Source organism: Streptococcus sp. k-628 (assembly GCF_013277475.1).
Classification (GTDB): domain Bacteria; phylum Bacillota; class Bacilli; order Lactobacillales; family Streptococcaceae; genus Streptococcus.
Genome location: NZ_VMMZ01000015.1, coordinates 1 through 15,047, shown reverse-complemented (window position 1 = coordinate 15,047; position 15,047 = coordinate 1). Strand labels below are relative to the sequence as shown.

Genomic DNA, 15,047 nt, shown 5'->3' with positions numbered 1-15,047 from the left:
CTTGTTTAATGTGATTGGCTTTCCAGCATTTCCACATAGTCAATCGCGACACAGAGGGAAATGACTAGGTCTGCATAAGCATCCTCAAGAACCGTTACCCTATAGGTAGAGGTCAGATGGAAGAGTTCCTTCTTAATTTCCGCAATCAGCTGATCGCGATCATCCAGCAATTTGAAATCCAAATCCCAGATATTGCCCTCGATACGAAGACCTAGATTATCAAACTCATACTTATCTCGCCAGAAGGTCAACTTCTTACGAATGACGAAACTCGAGCCATCCCGAAGCTGAATCTCAAAACGAGGAAGCAAGGTCAAGATTTCTTTACTAATCTGACTGACCTGTTCACCATTAGCATCATAGATAGTAAAAGTTTTGGGAATCTTAAAAAATGATCCCTCCACCTGATAGGCAATTTCTCCCCTGTCATCCTTGATAGCGAAGCGTTCGCCTCCAAGACGAAACTTTTGTTTGACAAGAAATGTTTTCATCAACACCTCCAAAAATCAAAAGACAAGCTCATATCACGAAGGGCGAAAAACCGCGGTACCACCTTCATTCAATGAACTTGTCATTCTCTTGTTCTTATGCAATTGTATGATTGAGTAGCATGACTTCCTAGCTTAGATGGCTCGCAGCACCGCCATTTCTCTGGACTAAGACAACTGAAAATCAATTCTCAACTTTCTTATTATATCGTTTTTTTAAGCTTGCGTCAACTGGAATCATCTCCATTGAATCAGACCAATTCCCTACATCTCAGATTACTTTTTCAGAATATACTTTTTCTTACTGCCATTTTTCTTTTTATCCCAACTTTTATCCCAAGTTTTCGAATTGCTAAAGATAGCTACGCAAATATTTGCAAATATAAAGTTTCCTATCACCAAATATATAGACTCAGTTGTTAGGTATTGTCGATCCAAACCATCCTTTAGATAAAATAGTATATATGTTTGCTGAACAGTCAAAAAGGTTGGCCAGAAACTTTTTTTGAAAAAAGTAGACATTTTCATAGATGATACCGCTTTCTATTAGGATAAACTTAGTATACTACTAGACAAGCAAATAAGCAACTAGAATAGAAAAAGATATGGCTGTAAAAACTGCCTTCTACATAAAAACGAACCAGCTTGACTGATTCGTTTCGTGACTGCTAACTCTACTTCCGATACATTTTAAATTGTAGGAAGAGGTCGCTATATTTTCCTGTCCATTTATGGTCAAATTTCTCATAAACCTCTAGGTGTTTCATGGTTTCAGCATCAGGATAGAAGGCTTTATCTTCTTTTTTCTCCTCTGGGAGCAATTCCTTAGCTGGTAGGTTTGGTGTTGAATAGCCGACATACTCTGCATTTTTGAGTGCATTTTCAGGTTTCAACATAAAGTTGATAAAGGCATAGGCGGCATCTTGGTTTTTGACTGTTTTTGGTATAACCATATTGTCAAACCAAAGGTTGCTGGCCTCAGTCGGAACCACATAGCGGAGGTTTTCATTTTTTTCTAGCATTTGGCTGGCTTCACCAGAGAAGGTCACTCCGATAGCAGCGTTGTTCTGAATCATGTAGCCCTTCATCTCATCCGCCACAATAGCCTTAATATTTGGAGTCAGCTTGTAGAGCTTATCCACTGTCTCTTCCAACTGCTGGGAATCCTTGGAGTTGAGGCTGTAGCCGAGGGAATTGAGCCCCAGACCCAACACCTCACGCGCCCCATCAAAGAGCATGATAGAGTTCTTATACTCTGGCTTCCAGAGGTCATCCCAGTGCTCAGGCGCTTCATCTACCATGGTTTCATTGTAGACAATTCCCAGTGTTCCCCAGAAGTAAGGGATAGAGAATTTATTGCCTGGGTCAAAGGACTGGTTGAGGAACTCTGGTCCGATATTTTCAAGACCTTCAAGTTTTGAATAGTCAAGCGGTACCAAGAGGTCTTCGTCCTTCATCTTGTTGATCATGTACTCACTAGGAATGGCAATATCGTAGGTTGTTCCACCCTGCTTGATTTTGGTATACATGGCTTCGTTAGAGTCAAAGGTCTCGTACTGGACTTGGATTCCTGTTTCTTCTGTGAATTGCTCCAAAAGTTCTGGATCGATATAGTCCCCCCAGTTGTAGATAACCAGTTTTTGACTATCTCGGCTATTGATTTTACTATCTAAATGCGTCGCAATTCCCCACAACACGAGGATAATCGCTGCAATTCCTGCTAAAAATGAATAGAGTTTTTTCATGCTTTCTCCTCCTTCTCACGTGAGATAAAGTAATATCCAACCACTAGGATAATACTAAAGAGAAAGACAAGGGCAGACAGGGCATTGATTTCTAAGGAAATCCCCTTGCGAGCACGAGAGTAAATTTCAACTGATAGGGTTGAAAAGCCATTCCCCGTTACAAAGAAGGTCACGGCAAAGTCATCTAGCGAATAAGTGAAGGCCATGAAATAACCTGCAATGATAGACGGTGTCAGGTAAGGAAGCATGATTTCCTTGAACATCTGAAATTGACTGGCACCAAGGTCATAGGCCGCATGAATCATGTCACCGTTCATTTCCTTGAGACGAGGCAAGACCATCAAGACCACGATAGGAATGGAGAAGGCCACGTGACTAGAAAGAACAGTCAAAAAGCCAAGTGAAAACTTGAGTTGAGTAAAGAGAATCAAGAAGCTGGCACCAATCATAACGTCAGGCGCAACCATAAGGATATTATTGAGTGAAAGAAAGGCTTCTTGGTATTTCTTACGAGACTGGTAGATGTAAATAGCTCCAAAAGTCCCGATAATCGTCGCTATCAATGCTGATAAAAAGGCCAAGAAAAAAGTCTGAGTCACAATCAACATGAGACGACCATCGCCAAACATAGTTTTAAAATGGCTCAGGCTGAAGCCTGTAAAGCTATTCATGTCGTTTCCTGCATTAAAGGCGTAACCAATCAAGTAAAAAATCGGCAGGTAGAGGACAAGAAAGACCAGTCCCAGATAAAGGTTGGCAAATTTTTTCATCGTTCTCTCCTTTCCTTGGTCACCCACATGGTGATGAACATGGTCAAGATGAGAATTACACCGATGGTTGAACCCATACCATAGTTGTCATTTGTCAGGAAGTTCTGCTCAATGGCTGTCCCCAAGGTGATAACGCGGTTCCCACCAATCAAACGAGTCAGCATGAAGAGACTCAAGCTTGGAATAAAGACCGACTGAACTCCACTTCGCACGCCGTTCATAGACAGAGGGAAGATGACATGACGGAAAGTCTCCCACTTGGTCGCACCTAGGTCATAGCTGGCATTGATAAGATTGTTATCCATATCGTCCAAGACATTGAAAATCGGCAAAATCATAAAGGGAAGCTCGATGTAGCTTGCGACAAAGATAAAGGAGAAATCGGTAAAGAGCAACTGTTGTGAACCGATTCCGATAAATTCCAAAAATTGGTTAATAGAGCCATTTTGACCAAAAATCCCGATAAAGGCATAGGCCTTGAGGAGCAAATTGATCCAAGTTGGCAGGATAATCAGCATGAGCCAGAGTTGACGGTGCTTGAGACGGGTCAAAAAGAGGGCTGTTGGATAGCTGATAAGCAAGGTCACAAAGGTCACAATTCCTGCATAGAGTACAGAGTTGAAACTCATTTTTAGGTAGGTCAAGTTTTGTGACGCAAAGTAAGATTTATAGTTTTCTAAACTGAATTGTCCTTCAATATTAAAAAAGGATTGACCGAAAATCAAGACCAAGGGCGCAAGGACAAAGAGTGCAATCCAAAGCATGTAGGGCACTACAAAGAGTTTAGAGCTTGTTTTCTTCATCTCTTTCCTCCTCGATTGCATTGATCAGACCTGCTTCTTGCTCTTCGATTTCCACATATTCTTCGATACGGGCATCGAACTCTTCTTCTGTTTCATTGAGACGCATGATGTGGATGTCTTCTGGTTCAAAATCCAGACCGATTTCCTCACCCACGATGGCCTTACGGGTTGAGTGGATCATCCATTCATTTCCAAGTTCGTCATAGGCGATAATTTCATAGTGCACCCCACGGAAGAGCTGGGTATCGACCTTAACTTGGAGCTTGCCTTCTTCAGGAAGGGTAATACGCAAGTCCTCTGGACGAATGACAACCTCGACAGGCTCATTTGGCTTCATCCCACCATCGACCGCTTCAAAGCGTTTGCCGTTAAACTCAACCAAGTAGTCCTCAATCATGGTTCCTGGCAAGATATTTGACTCACCGATAAAGGTGGCAACAAAGTGGTTGATTGGCTCATCGTAGATGTCCACAGGTGTTCCAGACTGGACAATCTCGCCATCATTCATAACGAAAATCCAGTCACTCATGGCCAGCGCTTCTTCCTGATCGTGAGTGACAAAGACAAAGGTAATGCCCAATCGTTGTTGCAATTCACGGAGCTCGTACTGCATGTCTGTTCTTAATTTCAAGTCCAGCGCTGACAGGGGCTCGTCCAACAAGACCACACGAGGTTGGTTGATGATGGCACGGGCAATAGCCACACGCTGACGTTGTCCTCCAGAAAGTTTACGAATGGAACGTTTTTCGTAACCTTCCAACTGAACCATCTTGAGAACTTCCGCTACGCGTTTCTCGATTTCTTTCTTGTCAATTTTACGCAAGCGAAGTGGAAAGGCAACATTTTCAAACACATTCATATGTGGAAACAAGGCATAGGATTGGAAGACCGTATGGACGTCTCGCTTGTTGGTTGGGATGTCATTGATACGGACACCATCCAGCAAAATATCTCCTGTCGTCGCATCCAGTAAACCTGCAATGATGTTAAGGATAGTTGATTTCCCTGAACCAGACGCGCCTAGAAGAGTATAGAACTTCCCTTCTTCCAACTCAAAGTTGATGTCTTTGAGAACCTTGGTGTTGCTGTCTTCAAAAACTTTTGAGACGTTTTTGAATTCAATAATTGGTTTTTTCAATTGTCATTTATTCCTTCTTTTTCATAGATTAACAGATCAGGGCTCTGTCAGGCCGCCACTACCTCGTGTAGGAGATTAAACTGCCTACATTCTTCTGCACTAACGATAGGCTTTCACCCCCTTTCCATGACATAGCAGCAGCTTTTCAACTACAGCTTCCTACTTGCTTTCACCTAAAATACGGACTTCTCTTTCAAGCGTGATACCTGAGTGTTCCTTGACTTTTTCGATAACAGACTCAATCAAGTCCTCGTAGTCTTTGGCCGTTCCATCTGCGACATTGATCATAAATCCTGCGTGCTTTTCAGACACTTCTACGCCACCGATACGATAGCCTTTCAAACCAGCTTCTGAAATTAACTGACCTGCAAAATGCCCAACAGGACGCTTAAATACCGAACCACAAGATGGATATTCCAAAGGTTGCTTGAGTTCACGTAGGTGCGTCAAGCGGTCCATTTCCTGCTTGATAACCTGATGGGTTCCTGGGGCTAGGGCAAATTTAGCTGACAAGACAACTGCACCAGACTCCTGAATGGCTGAATGGCGGTAACCAAAAGCCAAATCCTTGACAGACAGGGTCTCGATTTCTCCATCCTTGGTCAAGACCTTACAAGACTGCAAGATGTGGGCAATCTCGCCACCATAGGCACCCGCATTCATAAAGACAGCACCACCAACGCTTCCAGGAATGCCACAAGCAAACTCGAAACCCGTCAAACTATGACGAAGGGCAATGCGAGTTGTTTCAATCAAGTTAGCACCAGCTTCTGCTTCAATGGTATAGCCATCAACGGAAACGTTATTGAGCTTGTCACACAAGATGACAAATCCACGAATCCCACCATCACGAACGATGATGTTGCTGGCATTTCCAAGAACCATCCAAGGAATATTTTCTTGATTGGCAAATTTAACAACACGCGCCAACTCAAAACGATTTCGTGGAAAGACCAAATAATCGGCCTCTCCACCTACTTTTGTATAACTATAGCTATGCAAGGGTTCCTTAAAACGGATATCAATTCCTTCTAGGATTTCAAGCATTTTTTCTCTTACAGACATGTCACTCTTCCTTTTACAAAATTCATTCCATTATACCATTTTTAAGACCATTTGACGACCCTAAAAAAATCTTAGGCTTATTTTAAACAAAAAAGAGGTTTCCCCCTTTTTATGATTTTTTGCAAAAAATTGCCTTTGTTCCATAGGCAACCAGAACAAGTTCAAGTGCTAAGACAACTTCAACCAAGACTGGATTTGTCAACCAGCCAACTTGGACTAGAGATGGTGCCAGATCAAAGAAGGCATGTAGGCCATAGGCTGCTAGGAGATAAATCCATTTCTTCTGGCGAACAGCTTGGTAAACCCAAACAGTCAAGAGTAATTGGAAACCTAGGGCCAAGATTCGCTCAAAACCAAGCAAATAAATCTGCCAGACTGATAGAGACTGAATAGTTTTCAACATATTTTCAGACAGCAATTGCATGACCTGTGGATCCTGAGTTTGAACCGCCGAAAGCACGAAGTAGAGATTGAGTAAACTAGTAAGGCCTAGGAAAATTAATTCCAAGCCACCATGCCCCAGTCCATAAGCCAAGGCGTCTGCCTTTTCCAAACTTCTCTTTTTCTCCAACCATTTGAAGAAAACAAGTCGAGCAGTTTCCTCAAAAAATGCTGCCATGGCTAGGCCATAGATGATATAGACAAGCGGATGGTCTTGCAAAAGGGCAATACTGCCGTCCTTTTGAGGATGCAAAACCAAGATATGCACCAGTTTTTCCAAAATCTGTGAAGAGACAAAGAAGGCGACAGCCCCCAAACCCAAGACAGCTAGATTGATCTGGTATTTCTTTTTGGCATACCAAATGCTTCCTATCAAGAAAGCCAGTAACAGCAACATGGTAATGATAATATGAATGGTCATTTTCTTCTCCTATTCCGCCTTTTCAATATCTTTTTTCATCTCGTCAACATTGAACTTAGCAAACAAGTATTGACGGTCTTGAACTGGGAAACGTTGGTCCAACTGGTCAACAGCTCCCACCTCGATAATGCCTTCCTTGATGACAAAGTCCATGACATGCCCACCGAAGGTCAAGTCATCTGAGATGAAGTGGAGATGGTAGCCTGCCACACTGACCCCATGGAAAATCTCTGGCGTCCAGAAACCAACGATGGTTCCCGCCACATTGTCACGACTATATTCAGGTTGATGGGTTGCGACATCAGCAAACTTGGTATCTGGTGTCGACTTGGGAATCATGCGCACATGCATATGTGAAAATTCCCCACGAATCTTGATAGAGCGGAAAAGATTTTCCCCATCATAATAAGACTCAATTCGCTCTTCCAATTCCTTGTCCGTCATCTCAAAGCGCTGGCGGAAAATGACTTCTGCCTGATGCGGTACTACTGCTGCGTAAGGAATAAGGGCATCTGGTGACACTTCTACAATTTCCGGTTGCTCTCCTGAGCCTTTGGCCTGATAAGCCTTGCCATCTAAGACAATCAATTCTCCATCAATGGAATCCAAGGTTCCCAAACCAAGGTCACCATGTTCTAGCAATTCTCCTACTGTCATAGTACCACCATAAAGGCCAGCCATCAAGGCTCCAAGAGTATTGTATTGAAATAATTTCACTGGTTCCTGCACGTTCTTATCCATTCACTTTCTTGTCTGTTATTCTATAAATCTTACTCCTAAGTATACCACATTTGCCCCTAGATGTGAACGAGAGAAACACCCTAGACATTGCCAAGAAAGAAAAAAAAGGGTACAATGTAACAAAATCAAGGGAGGTCTGGAATGAAGAAACTAAGCAAGTACCAAGAGGTTGTTTCCTATCTGAAAAACGGTATCGAGTCTGGACGTTTTCCAACGGGAAGTCGCCTGCCTTCTATCCGTCAACTGAGCCTTGACTTTCACTGTAGCAAGGACACTATTCAACGCGCCCTGCTGGAATTACGGCACGAGCAATATCTCTATGCCAAGCCCCAGAGTGGCTACTATGTCCTAGAACAAGGGCAACACCAGGATCTAGAAATCGAAGTCACTGACGAACATGCCAGTGCCTATGACGATTTCCGAATCTGTATCAATGAAACCTTGATTGGCCGGGAAAACTACCTCTTCAACTACTATGACAACCAAGAAGGTCTTGAAGAGCTCAGACAGTCCATTCACAAACTACTCTTTGACCAAGCCCTCTACTGCAAGGCAGACCAACTGGTATTGACTTCTGGAACCCAACAAGCCTTGTTTATCCTTTCTCAAATATCCTTTCCTAGCCAAGCCAAGGAAATCTTGGTAGAACAGCCAACCTACCATCGTATGAATCGCCTCTTGATTGCTCAGGGTCTGAACTATCAAACGATTGAACGAGGCGTTGATGGGATTGACTTGGAGGAGCTGGAAGGTCACTTCAAAACAGGAAAAATTAAGTTTTTCTATACCATTCCTCGTTTTCACTATCCTCTGGGGCATTCCTATTCTGAGCAGGACAAACGAGCCATTCTTGACTTAGCAGCCAAATATAGTGTTTATATCGTAGAGGACGACTATTTGGGGGATTTGGATTCCAAGAAGGGTCAGACTTTCCACTATCTGGACACAGAGGAGCGGGTCATTTACATCAAGTCCTTCTCAACCAGCCTCTTTCCAGCCCTGCGGATAACGGCACTTATTCTACCAAATGCTATCAAGGAAGCCTTTGTGGCCTATAAAAATATCCTAGACTACGACAGTAACCTCATCATGCAAAAGGCCCTGTCACTCTATATCGACAGTCAATTGTTTGAAAAAAATCGGCTAGCTCGCTTGTCCAATCAGGAAGCTTACCAAAAGCAACTCGAGGAAAGATTAGCTAACACTCCTTGCCCCCTTCCTCATTTCTCTCTACATGATGGTTTATTGCTTGATCTCAGACAGTACCCTAAAATCGCCAGTCTCAAACACAGTCAACTAGGCTTGGACTTCTTTGAAGAGGCTTACTTGGGTGCCTGTCCTTATCAATTTGCCAAGGTGTCCTTAGACAATCTAAAAAATGTTTTAGACTATTTAAAAGCAGAATTGGAATAACTTCCAACTCTGCTTTTTCTTATTCTTCAACTTCTGTTAAGGTTGCTGCCTTTTCAAGATAGCTTTGGTAAGTTCCTTCATCCTTGAGTTTTTGGATGACCTTGTCCACCACTTCTTTCAAATCAGCACTATTTTTTCTAAGGGCAACTGCATTAGCTTCGCCATCCTTCATCTTCAAGCTGACAGTTGCGACAGCTAGGTCTGCATTTTTAGCAGCATAACTAAGCGCAACAGGCTCATCCATATGAACAGCATCTACTTTTCCAGCCTGTAATTCATTAACAGCTTCCCCCATATTGGTTAGGGAAGTTAATTGAGCTTTTGGCAATTGTTCCTTGACCATTGATTCTGGAACAGTCCCTTTTTGGGCTGCAATATTAGCACTTTCAAGGCTAGTTAAATCCTTGTATTTTTCTACATCAGACTTACGGACCAAGAAACTAATCTTGTTTTCATAGTAAGGGATCGAAAAATCAAAGACTTCTTTTCTCTCGTCAGTAGCGCTAATTCCCGCAACTGCTAGGTCAGCCTTCCCAGTTTGAAGACTGGTCAAGACATTGTCAAAACTCATGCTTGAAATTTCCAACTTCACCCCAAGTTCATCAGCGATAGCCTGAGCCATATCAATGTCCGCACCGACTACCTGATTTTTTCCGTCAACCAAGGCTTGGAATTCAAAAGGTGCATAGTCAGGACTGGTCGCCACAACTAATTTCCCCTTTTGCTTAATGGCCTCAAGAGCTGACTGAGAACCATTCGAACTTGACTGGCAAGCCACTAAGAAGAAACTTGCAAGAAAGCTACATAAAACAAATATCCATTTTTTTGATTTCATAAATAAACAACCTCTCTGTTAATTTTGTATAATTATAACGCTATCCAAGATACTTGTCAAGCATTTTTTTGAATTTTTATCTCAAAAATATTTTTTTATTCAATAAAAGGAGCTTTCGGTTGATTTCAAGCTCCTTTTTATACAGAATGAATCTATTTTATAGTTCGACAATCTTACCTGTTTCAAAGTAAACAACCCATTCACAGATATTCTTGGCATAGTCTCCAATACGTTCCAAGAAGGCAATCACTTGGAAATAATCACGACCTGTAACAATGGCATCAGGATTTTTCTTGATTTCTTCTGTAGCCAAGTCACGAATGCTATCAAAATAATGGTTGATTTTTTCGTCCATGGCTGCTACTTCATAGGCCTGGTCTACTGAACCATTCAGATAGAGTTCCAGGGCTGCTTCAACGAAGTTTTTGACATCGCGCCCCATTCTCTTGATTTCTTCTTCAACAGCTGGGATGCGTTGCTCCCCTTTCATACGAATTGCCGCTTTAGCAATAGAAACGGCATGGTCACCCATACGTTCCAAGTCAGATACAGCCTTCAAGACTGTCAAAACAGTACGCAAGTCCTGAGAAACGGGTTGTTGAAGGGCAATCATTTCAAATGATTTCTTCTCCAATTTCACTTCGTATTCGTTTACTTCTGCATCGTCTTCGATGACTTCCTTGGCCAAATCACGGTCATGCGTAACAAAGGCACGCACCGTACGATTGATTTGAGATAGCACTTCTTGTCCCATAGCATAGAACTGATTGTGCAATTTCTCTAAATCTTCCTCAAATTGAGAACGTAACATCATTTATCTCCTTATCCAAATTTTCCTGAAATATAATCTTCTGTTTCCTTATGTTGTGGGTTGAGGAACATCTTCTTGGTATCGTTAACCTCGATCAAATCTCCATCTAGGAAAAATCCTGTCTTGTCAGAGATACGAGAGGCTTGTTGCATGGAACGCGTTACCAAGAGCATGGTGTATTTATCTTTTAGACCATACAAGGTTTCCTCAATCTTACCGGCCGAGATAGGGTCCAAGGCTGAAGTCGGTTCATCCAAGAGAATGATTTTAGGACTGGTTGCCAAGACACGGGCAACACAGACACGTTGTTGTTGTCCACCTGAAAGCCCGATAGCTGAATCATGCAGGCGATCCTTGACCTCATCCCAGATAGAAGCTCGTTGCAAGGCTTTTTCTACCGCTTCATCCAGAACCTGCTTGTCCTTCACTCCATTGATACGAAGCCCATAGACAACATTTTCGTAGATAGACATAGGGAAAGGGTTTGGTTGTTGGAAAACCATACCGATTTCCTTCCGCAATTCAACTGTATCGGTACGTGGGCTGTAAATGTTGTGGCCGTTGTATACCACTGAACCAGTTGTGGTTACCTCTGGATTGAGATCCCCCATGCGGTTAATAGCCTTGAGAAGGGTTGACTTCCCTGATCCAGATGGACCGATCAAAGCTGTAATTTCCTTAGGTTGGAAAGATAGGGAAACACTATTCAAGGCCTTTTTTTGATTGTAGTAAACGGACAGGTCTGATACCTGTAAAATCGCTTCTGTCATACTGTTTCCTTTCTATCCAAAGTGTCCTGTTACATAGTCATTGGTTGACTGTAGTTTGGCATTTTGGAAAATATTAGAGGTCTTATCGTACTCGATCAAGTCACCCAAGTAGAAAAAACCTGTGTAGTCACTAGCACGCGCAGCCTGTTGCATACTGTGGGTCACGATGATGATGGTAAAGTCCTTCTTCAATTCCAACATGGTTTCTTCCAGCTGAGCTGTCGCAATCGGATCCAAGGCTGACGCTGGTTCATCCATCAAAAGGATATCTGGTTTAACAGAGATAGCACGAGCGATACAGAGACGTTGCTGCTGACCACCTGATAGGGTCAAGGCCGACTTGTGTAAATCATCTTTGACCTGGTCCCAAAGGGCAGCTTGACGAAGAGAGGTTTCCACAATTTCATCCAAGACTTGCTTGTCCTTAACTCCTGCACGTTCATGAGCAAAAGTAATGTTGCGGTAGATAGACTTGGCAAAGGGATTTGGGCGTTGGAAGACCATTCCGATGTGCTTGCGCATCTCATAAACATTGATTTCTGGGCGGTTGACATCAATCCCTTGATAGAGAATTTGACCTGTTACCTTGGCAATATCAATGGTATCATTCATACGGTTGAGACTGCGGAGGTAGGTTGATTTCCCTGAACCAGAAGGGCCAATTAAGGCTGTAATTTTATTTTTTTCAAATTGCATATCGATGCCCTTGATAGATTCATTTTTACCGTAGTAAACATGTAAATCCTTAGTAGAGAGGGCCACTTTCTCTTCAGGAAAGGTGATGATATGCTTTTCATCCCAATTATATTTTGACATGGCTTCTCCTTTAGGCAGCGGTTAATTTCTTATGTAGGTAGCTTCCGAGTTTGCGAGCTCCAAAGTTAAAGATGAGGATAAAGATGAGGAGGACGGCCGCAGAACCTGCTGATACAATGGTGCCATCAGGAATGGTTCCTTCACTATTGACTTTCCAGATGTGGACAGCCAAGGTTTCTGCTTGACGGAAGATAGAGATTGGGCTGGTTACACTGAGAATATTCCAGTTAGACCAGTCAAGGGCTGGAGCGGATTGTCCTGCTGTATAGATGAGAGCAGCCGCCTCACCAAAGATACGACCAGAGGCCAAGACAACCCCCGTCACGATACCTGGAAGGGCTTCTGGGATGACCACATGAACCACAGTCTCCCAACGAGAAATCCCAAGGGCCAGACCGGCCTCACGCTGCGTATGGTGAACGTGTTTCAAGCTGTCCTCAACATTTCGAGTCATCTGAGGAAGATTAAAGACTGTCAAGGCCAAGGCACCGGAAATGATTGAAAATCCATACTCAAACTGAACTACAAAGATCAAATAACCAAAGAGACCCACAACCACTGATGGCAGTGAAGATAAGATTTCAATACAGGTTCTGACAAAATTGGTCACAGGACCTTTTTTGGCATATTCAGCTAGGAAAATCCCAGCCCCCATAGATAAGGGCACAGAGATAATCAAGGTAATGACCAGAAGGAAGAAGGAATTATAGAGCTGAATTCCAATCCCTCCGCCTGCTTGGTAAGAAGAGGATTTACCAGTCAAGAAAGACCAAGAGATGTGGGGCAAACCACGAACCAAGATATAAAGAATCAAGGATGCCAAGATGGCAACGATAATTCCTGCAATCGAGTAGAGGACAGCTGTTGCAATTTTATCTAATTTCTTAGCGTGCATAGTTTTTCTTTCCTCTTTCTTTCGTAATCAATTTAATCACACTGTTAAAGGCCAAACTCATCAAAAGCAAGACTAAGGCCAGTGACCAGAGAACGTTATTATCAACTGTTCCCATAACGGTATTTCCAATACCCATGGTCAACACAGAGGTCAAGGTCGCAGCAGGTGTTGTCAGTGAAGTTGGGACAACGGCTGAGTTTCCGACCACCATCTGAATGGCCAAGGCCTCACCAAAGGCACGCGCCATCCCAAAGACCACTGCAGTGAAAATTCCTGAACGCGCTGCCTTCAAGGTCACGCGCCAGATGGTTTGCCAACGAGTAGCTCCCATAGCCAAACTAGCTTCTCGGTAGTGGCGAGGCACCGCACGCAAGCTGTCCGTTGTCATAAAGGTTACCGTCGGTAAAATCATGATAAAGAGAACGAAAATCCCTGACAAAATCCCAAAACCAGTCCCACCAAAGACACTACGGACAAAGGGAACTACGACCTGCAAACCGATAAATCCATACACAACTGAAGGAATCCCGACCAGCAATTCAATAGCTGGTTGCAAGATTCTAGCACCTTTTGGTGAGACTTCGGTCATAAAAACTGCCGCACCAATGGCAAAAGGAGTTGCAATAAGAGCTGACAGGATTGTGACAATAAAGGAACCCAAAATCATGGGAAGGGCACCAAATTGTTTACCTGAAGGATTCCATGTTTGGCCAAAGAGGAAATCAAAGATGTTGACCCCGTTGACAAAGAAGGTCGACAAACCTTTTTGGGCTACAAAAATCAAAATCATAGCCACAATGATAACAATCAAAGACAGACAGGCAAAGGTCAAGCCTTTTCCAAGTTTCTCTAAACGAGAGTTCTTTGAGGGAGAAAGTAATTTTTTAGCTAATTCTTCTTGATTCATTATTGACTCCCTTCTAGTGCTGTCACCGTTCCTACAGCATCTTTTTCAACCTTCATTTCCTTAACAGAAATGTAACCCATCCCCTTAACGATTCCGCTTTGCGCTTCATCTGAGAGGACAAAGTTGAGAAATTCTGCCACCAATTCATTGGGCTGACCTAGGGTATACATGTGTTCGTAAGACCACAAAGGCCAGTTATTGCTTGTAACATTTTCTGCAATCGGCTCATAGCCATTCAACTTCATGCGTTTCACCGAGTCATCCACATAGGCAAAGGCTAGGTAAGAAATGGCTCCTGGTGTCTGGGAAACAATGTTTTTGACCATCCCATTTGAATCCTGTTCTTGACTCTGCACGGCAGATTGACCATCCATGACAACACTATCAAAGGTTGCACGCGAACCAGAACTTGCCGCACGGTTGATAATGGAAATGGCCAGGTCTTTGCCCCCGACTTCTTTCCAGTTGGTCACTTGACCTGTGAAGATGCTACGGAGTTGTTCAGTTGTCAGATTTTCAACATCAACTTCCTTGTTCACAATCACTGCCAAGCCCGCTACAGCAACCTTATGGTCCACTAGAGCGGATGCATTGATACCGTCTTTTTCCTCGGCAAATACGTCTGAATTTCCTACATCAACGGCTCCAGACTGAACCTGAGACAAACCTGTACCAGATCCTCCACCTTGGACGTTGACTGTTTTTCCAACGTGCATAGAGCCAAATTCATCTGCTGCTGCTTCGACCAAGGGCTGAAGAGCCGTTGAGCCAACAGCTGTCATGGATTCTCCACGATCAATCCAGCTAGCACATCCCGCCAAAGAACCTGCCAGCAAAAGAGCTGCAAGGGATAGAGCGAGTTTTTTCCTTTTTTTCACTGTTTTTCTCCTTGAAAATAATGGTGAATGCTGTGAATTTTTTCAACTATTTATTTATGTTTTTCTTTTGATAATTGGGAGCCAACTAAAGTTCTTATACTCAATGAAAA

At 43.1% G+C, this 15,047-nt stretch carries 17 protein-coding genes; 1 reads left to right on the top strand and 16 read right to left on the bottom strand.

The annotated features are described in order from the left end of the window. Nucleotides 1-5: 5 nt before the first annotated feature. The 9 genes from HT730_RS02630 to budA all read right to left on the bottom strand — a co-directional run bounded on the left by HT730_RS02630 (nucleotide 6) and on the right by budA (nucleotide 7,612). Nucleotides 6-491, bottom strand: coding sequence for an LURP-one-related/scramblase family protein (locus tag HT730_RS02630; protein WP_173306724.1), 486 nt, complete (start codon nucleotides 489-491; stop codon nucleotides 6-8). Nucleotides 492-764: 273 nt separating this feature from the next. Then, entirely contained in the window at nucleotides 765-1,016 is a 252-nt protein-coding gene (locus HT730_RS02625; RefSeq protein ID WP_054385332.1) for a hypothetical protein, read from the bottom strand. A gap of 146 nt (nucleotides 1,017-1,162) precedes the next feature. Continuing rightward, nucleotides 1,163-2,233, bottom strand: coding sequence for an ABC transporter substrate-binding protein (locus HT730_RS02620; RefSeq protein WP_173306723.1), 1,071 nt, complete (start codon nucleotides 2,231-2,233; stop codon nucleotides 1,163-1,165). Continuing rightward, nucleotides 2,230-3,003, bottom strand: coding sequence for an ABC transporter permease (locus HT730_RS02615; protein WP_000712739.1), 774 nt, complete (start codon nucleotides 3,001-3,003; stop codon nucleotides 2,230-2,232). Before HT730_RS02615 ends, HT730_RS02620 begins: the two co-directional genes overlap by 4 nt. Further along, complete coding sequence (locus HT730_RS02610) at nucleotides 3,000-3,806, bottom strand: ABC transporter permease (protein WP_000753801.1); 807 nt, start codon at nucleotides 3,804-3,806, stop codon at nucleotides 3,000-3,002. The genes HT730_RS02615 and HT730_RS02610 overlap by 4 nt, the downstream gene beginning before the upstream one ends. Next, nucleotides 3,787-4,944 (bottom strand): ABC transporter ATP-binding protein, encoded by a 1,158-nt coding sequence (locus tag HT730_RS02605; RefSeq protein ID WP_000742895.1) that lies wholly within the window; start codon nucleotides 4,942-4,944, stop codon nucleotides 3,787-3,789. The genes HT730_RS02610 and HT730_RS02605 overlap by 20 nt, the downstream gene beginning before the upstream one ends. Before the next feature lie 159 nt (nucleotides 4,945-5,103). Then, complete coding sequence (gene murB, locus HT730_RS02600) at nucleotides 5,104-6,009, bottom strand: UDP-N-acetylmuramate dehydrogenase (protein ID WP_173306722.1); 906 nt, start codon at nucleotides 6,007-6,009, stop codon at nucleotides 5,104-5,106. 109 nt (nucleotides 6,010-6,118) lie between these two features. After that, nucleotides 6,119-6,871 carry a YhfC family glutamic-type intramembrane protease gene (locus HT730_RS02595; protein ID WP_173306721.1) on the bottom strand — a complete coding sequence of 251 codons (753 nt, stop codon included), beginning with the start codon at nucleotides 6,869-6,871 and terminating at the stop codon, nucleotides 6,119-6,121. A gap of 9 nt (nucleotides 6,872-6,880) precedes the next feature. Beyond that, on the bottom strand, nucleotides 6,881-7,612 hold the full coding sequence (gene budA / locus HT730_RS02590) for an acetolactate decarboxylase (RefSeq protein ID WP_000360311.1): 732 nt from the start codon (nucleotides 7,610-7,612) through the stop codon (nucleotides 6,881-6,883). A 141-nt stretch (nucleotides 7,613-7,753) separates the two neighbouring features. Here budA and HT730_RS02585 point away from each other — a divergent pair, with 141 nt between their 5' ends. Further along, nucleotides 7,754-9,025: a PLP-dependent aminotransferase family protein gene (locus tag HT730_RS02585; protein WP_173306720.1), complete on the top strand. Its 1,272-nt coding sequence runs from the start codon at nucleotides 7,754-7,756 to the stop codon at nucleotides 9,023-9,025. A gap of 19 nt (nucleotides 9,026-9,044) precedes the next feature. Here the strand turns inward: HT730_RS02585 and HT730_RS02580 are convergent, their stop codons facing one another. The 7 genes from HT730_RS02580 to HT730_RS02550 all read right to left on the bottom strand — a co-directional run bounded on the left by HT730_RS02580 (nucleotide 9,045) and on the right by HT730_RS02550 (nucleotide 14,937). After that, a complete protein-coding gene (locus HT730_RS02580; RefSeq protein WP_173306719.1) occupies nucleotides 9,045-9,860 on the bottom strand; it encodes an ABC transporter substrate-binding protein in 816 nt (271 codons plus the stop codon). Between the two features lie 157 nt (nucleotides 9,861-10,017). Then, complete coding sequence (gene phoU, locus HT730_RS02575; protein ID WP_000946458.1) at nucleotides 10,018-10,671, bottom strand: phosphate signaling complex protein PhoU; 654 nt, start codon at nucleotides 10,669-10,671, stop codon at nucleotides 10,018-10,020. 11 nt (nucleotides 10,672-10,682) lie between these two features. After that, nucleotides 10,683-11,441, bottom strand: a complete 759-nt coding sequence (pstB, locus tag HT730_RS02570) for a phosphate ABC transporter ATP-binding protein PstB (RefSeq protein WP_173306718.1) — start codon at nucleotides 11,439-11,441, stop codon at nucleotides 10,683-10,685. 12 nt (nucleotides 11,442-11,453) lie between these two features. After that, a complete protein-coding gene (gene pstB / locus HT730_RS02565) occupies nucleotides 11,454-12,257 on the bottom strand; it encodes a phosphate ABC transporter ATP-binding protein PstB (protein WP_000049848.1) in 804 nt (267 codons plus the stop codon). A 10-nt stretch (nucleotides 12,258-12,267) separates the two neighbouring features. Next, nucleotides 12,268-13,152: a phosphate ABC transporter permease PstA gene (pstA, locus tag HT730_RS02560; protein WP_000543046.1), complete on the bottom strand. Its 885-nt coding sequence runs from the start codon at nucleotides 13,150-13,152 to the stop codon at nucleotides 12,268-12,270. Further along, nucleotides 13,142-14,059, bottom strand: a complete 918-nt coding sequence (gene pstC, locus HT730_RS02555) for a phosphate ABC transporter permease subunit PstC (RefSeq protein ID WP_173306717.1) — start codon at nucleotides 14,057-14,059, stop codon at nucleotides 13,142-13,144. Before pstC ends, pstA begins: the two co-directional genes overlap by 11 nt. Continuing rightward, entirely contained in the window at nucleotides 14,059-14,937 is an 879-nt protein-coding gene (locus tag HT730_RS02550) for a phosphate ABC transporter substrate-binding protein PstS family protein (RefSeq protein WP_173306716.1), read from the bottom strand. Before HT730_RS02550 ends, pstC begins: the two co-directional genes overlap by 1 nt. Nucleotides 14,938-15,047 lie beyond the last annotated feature (110 nt).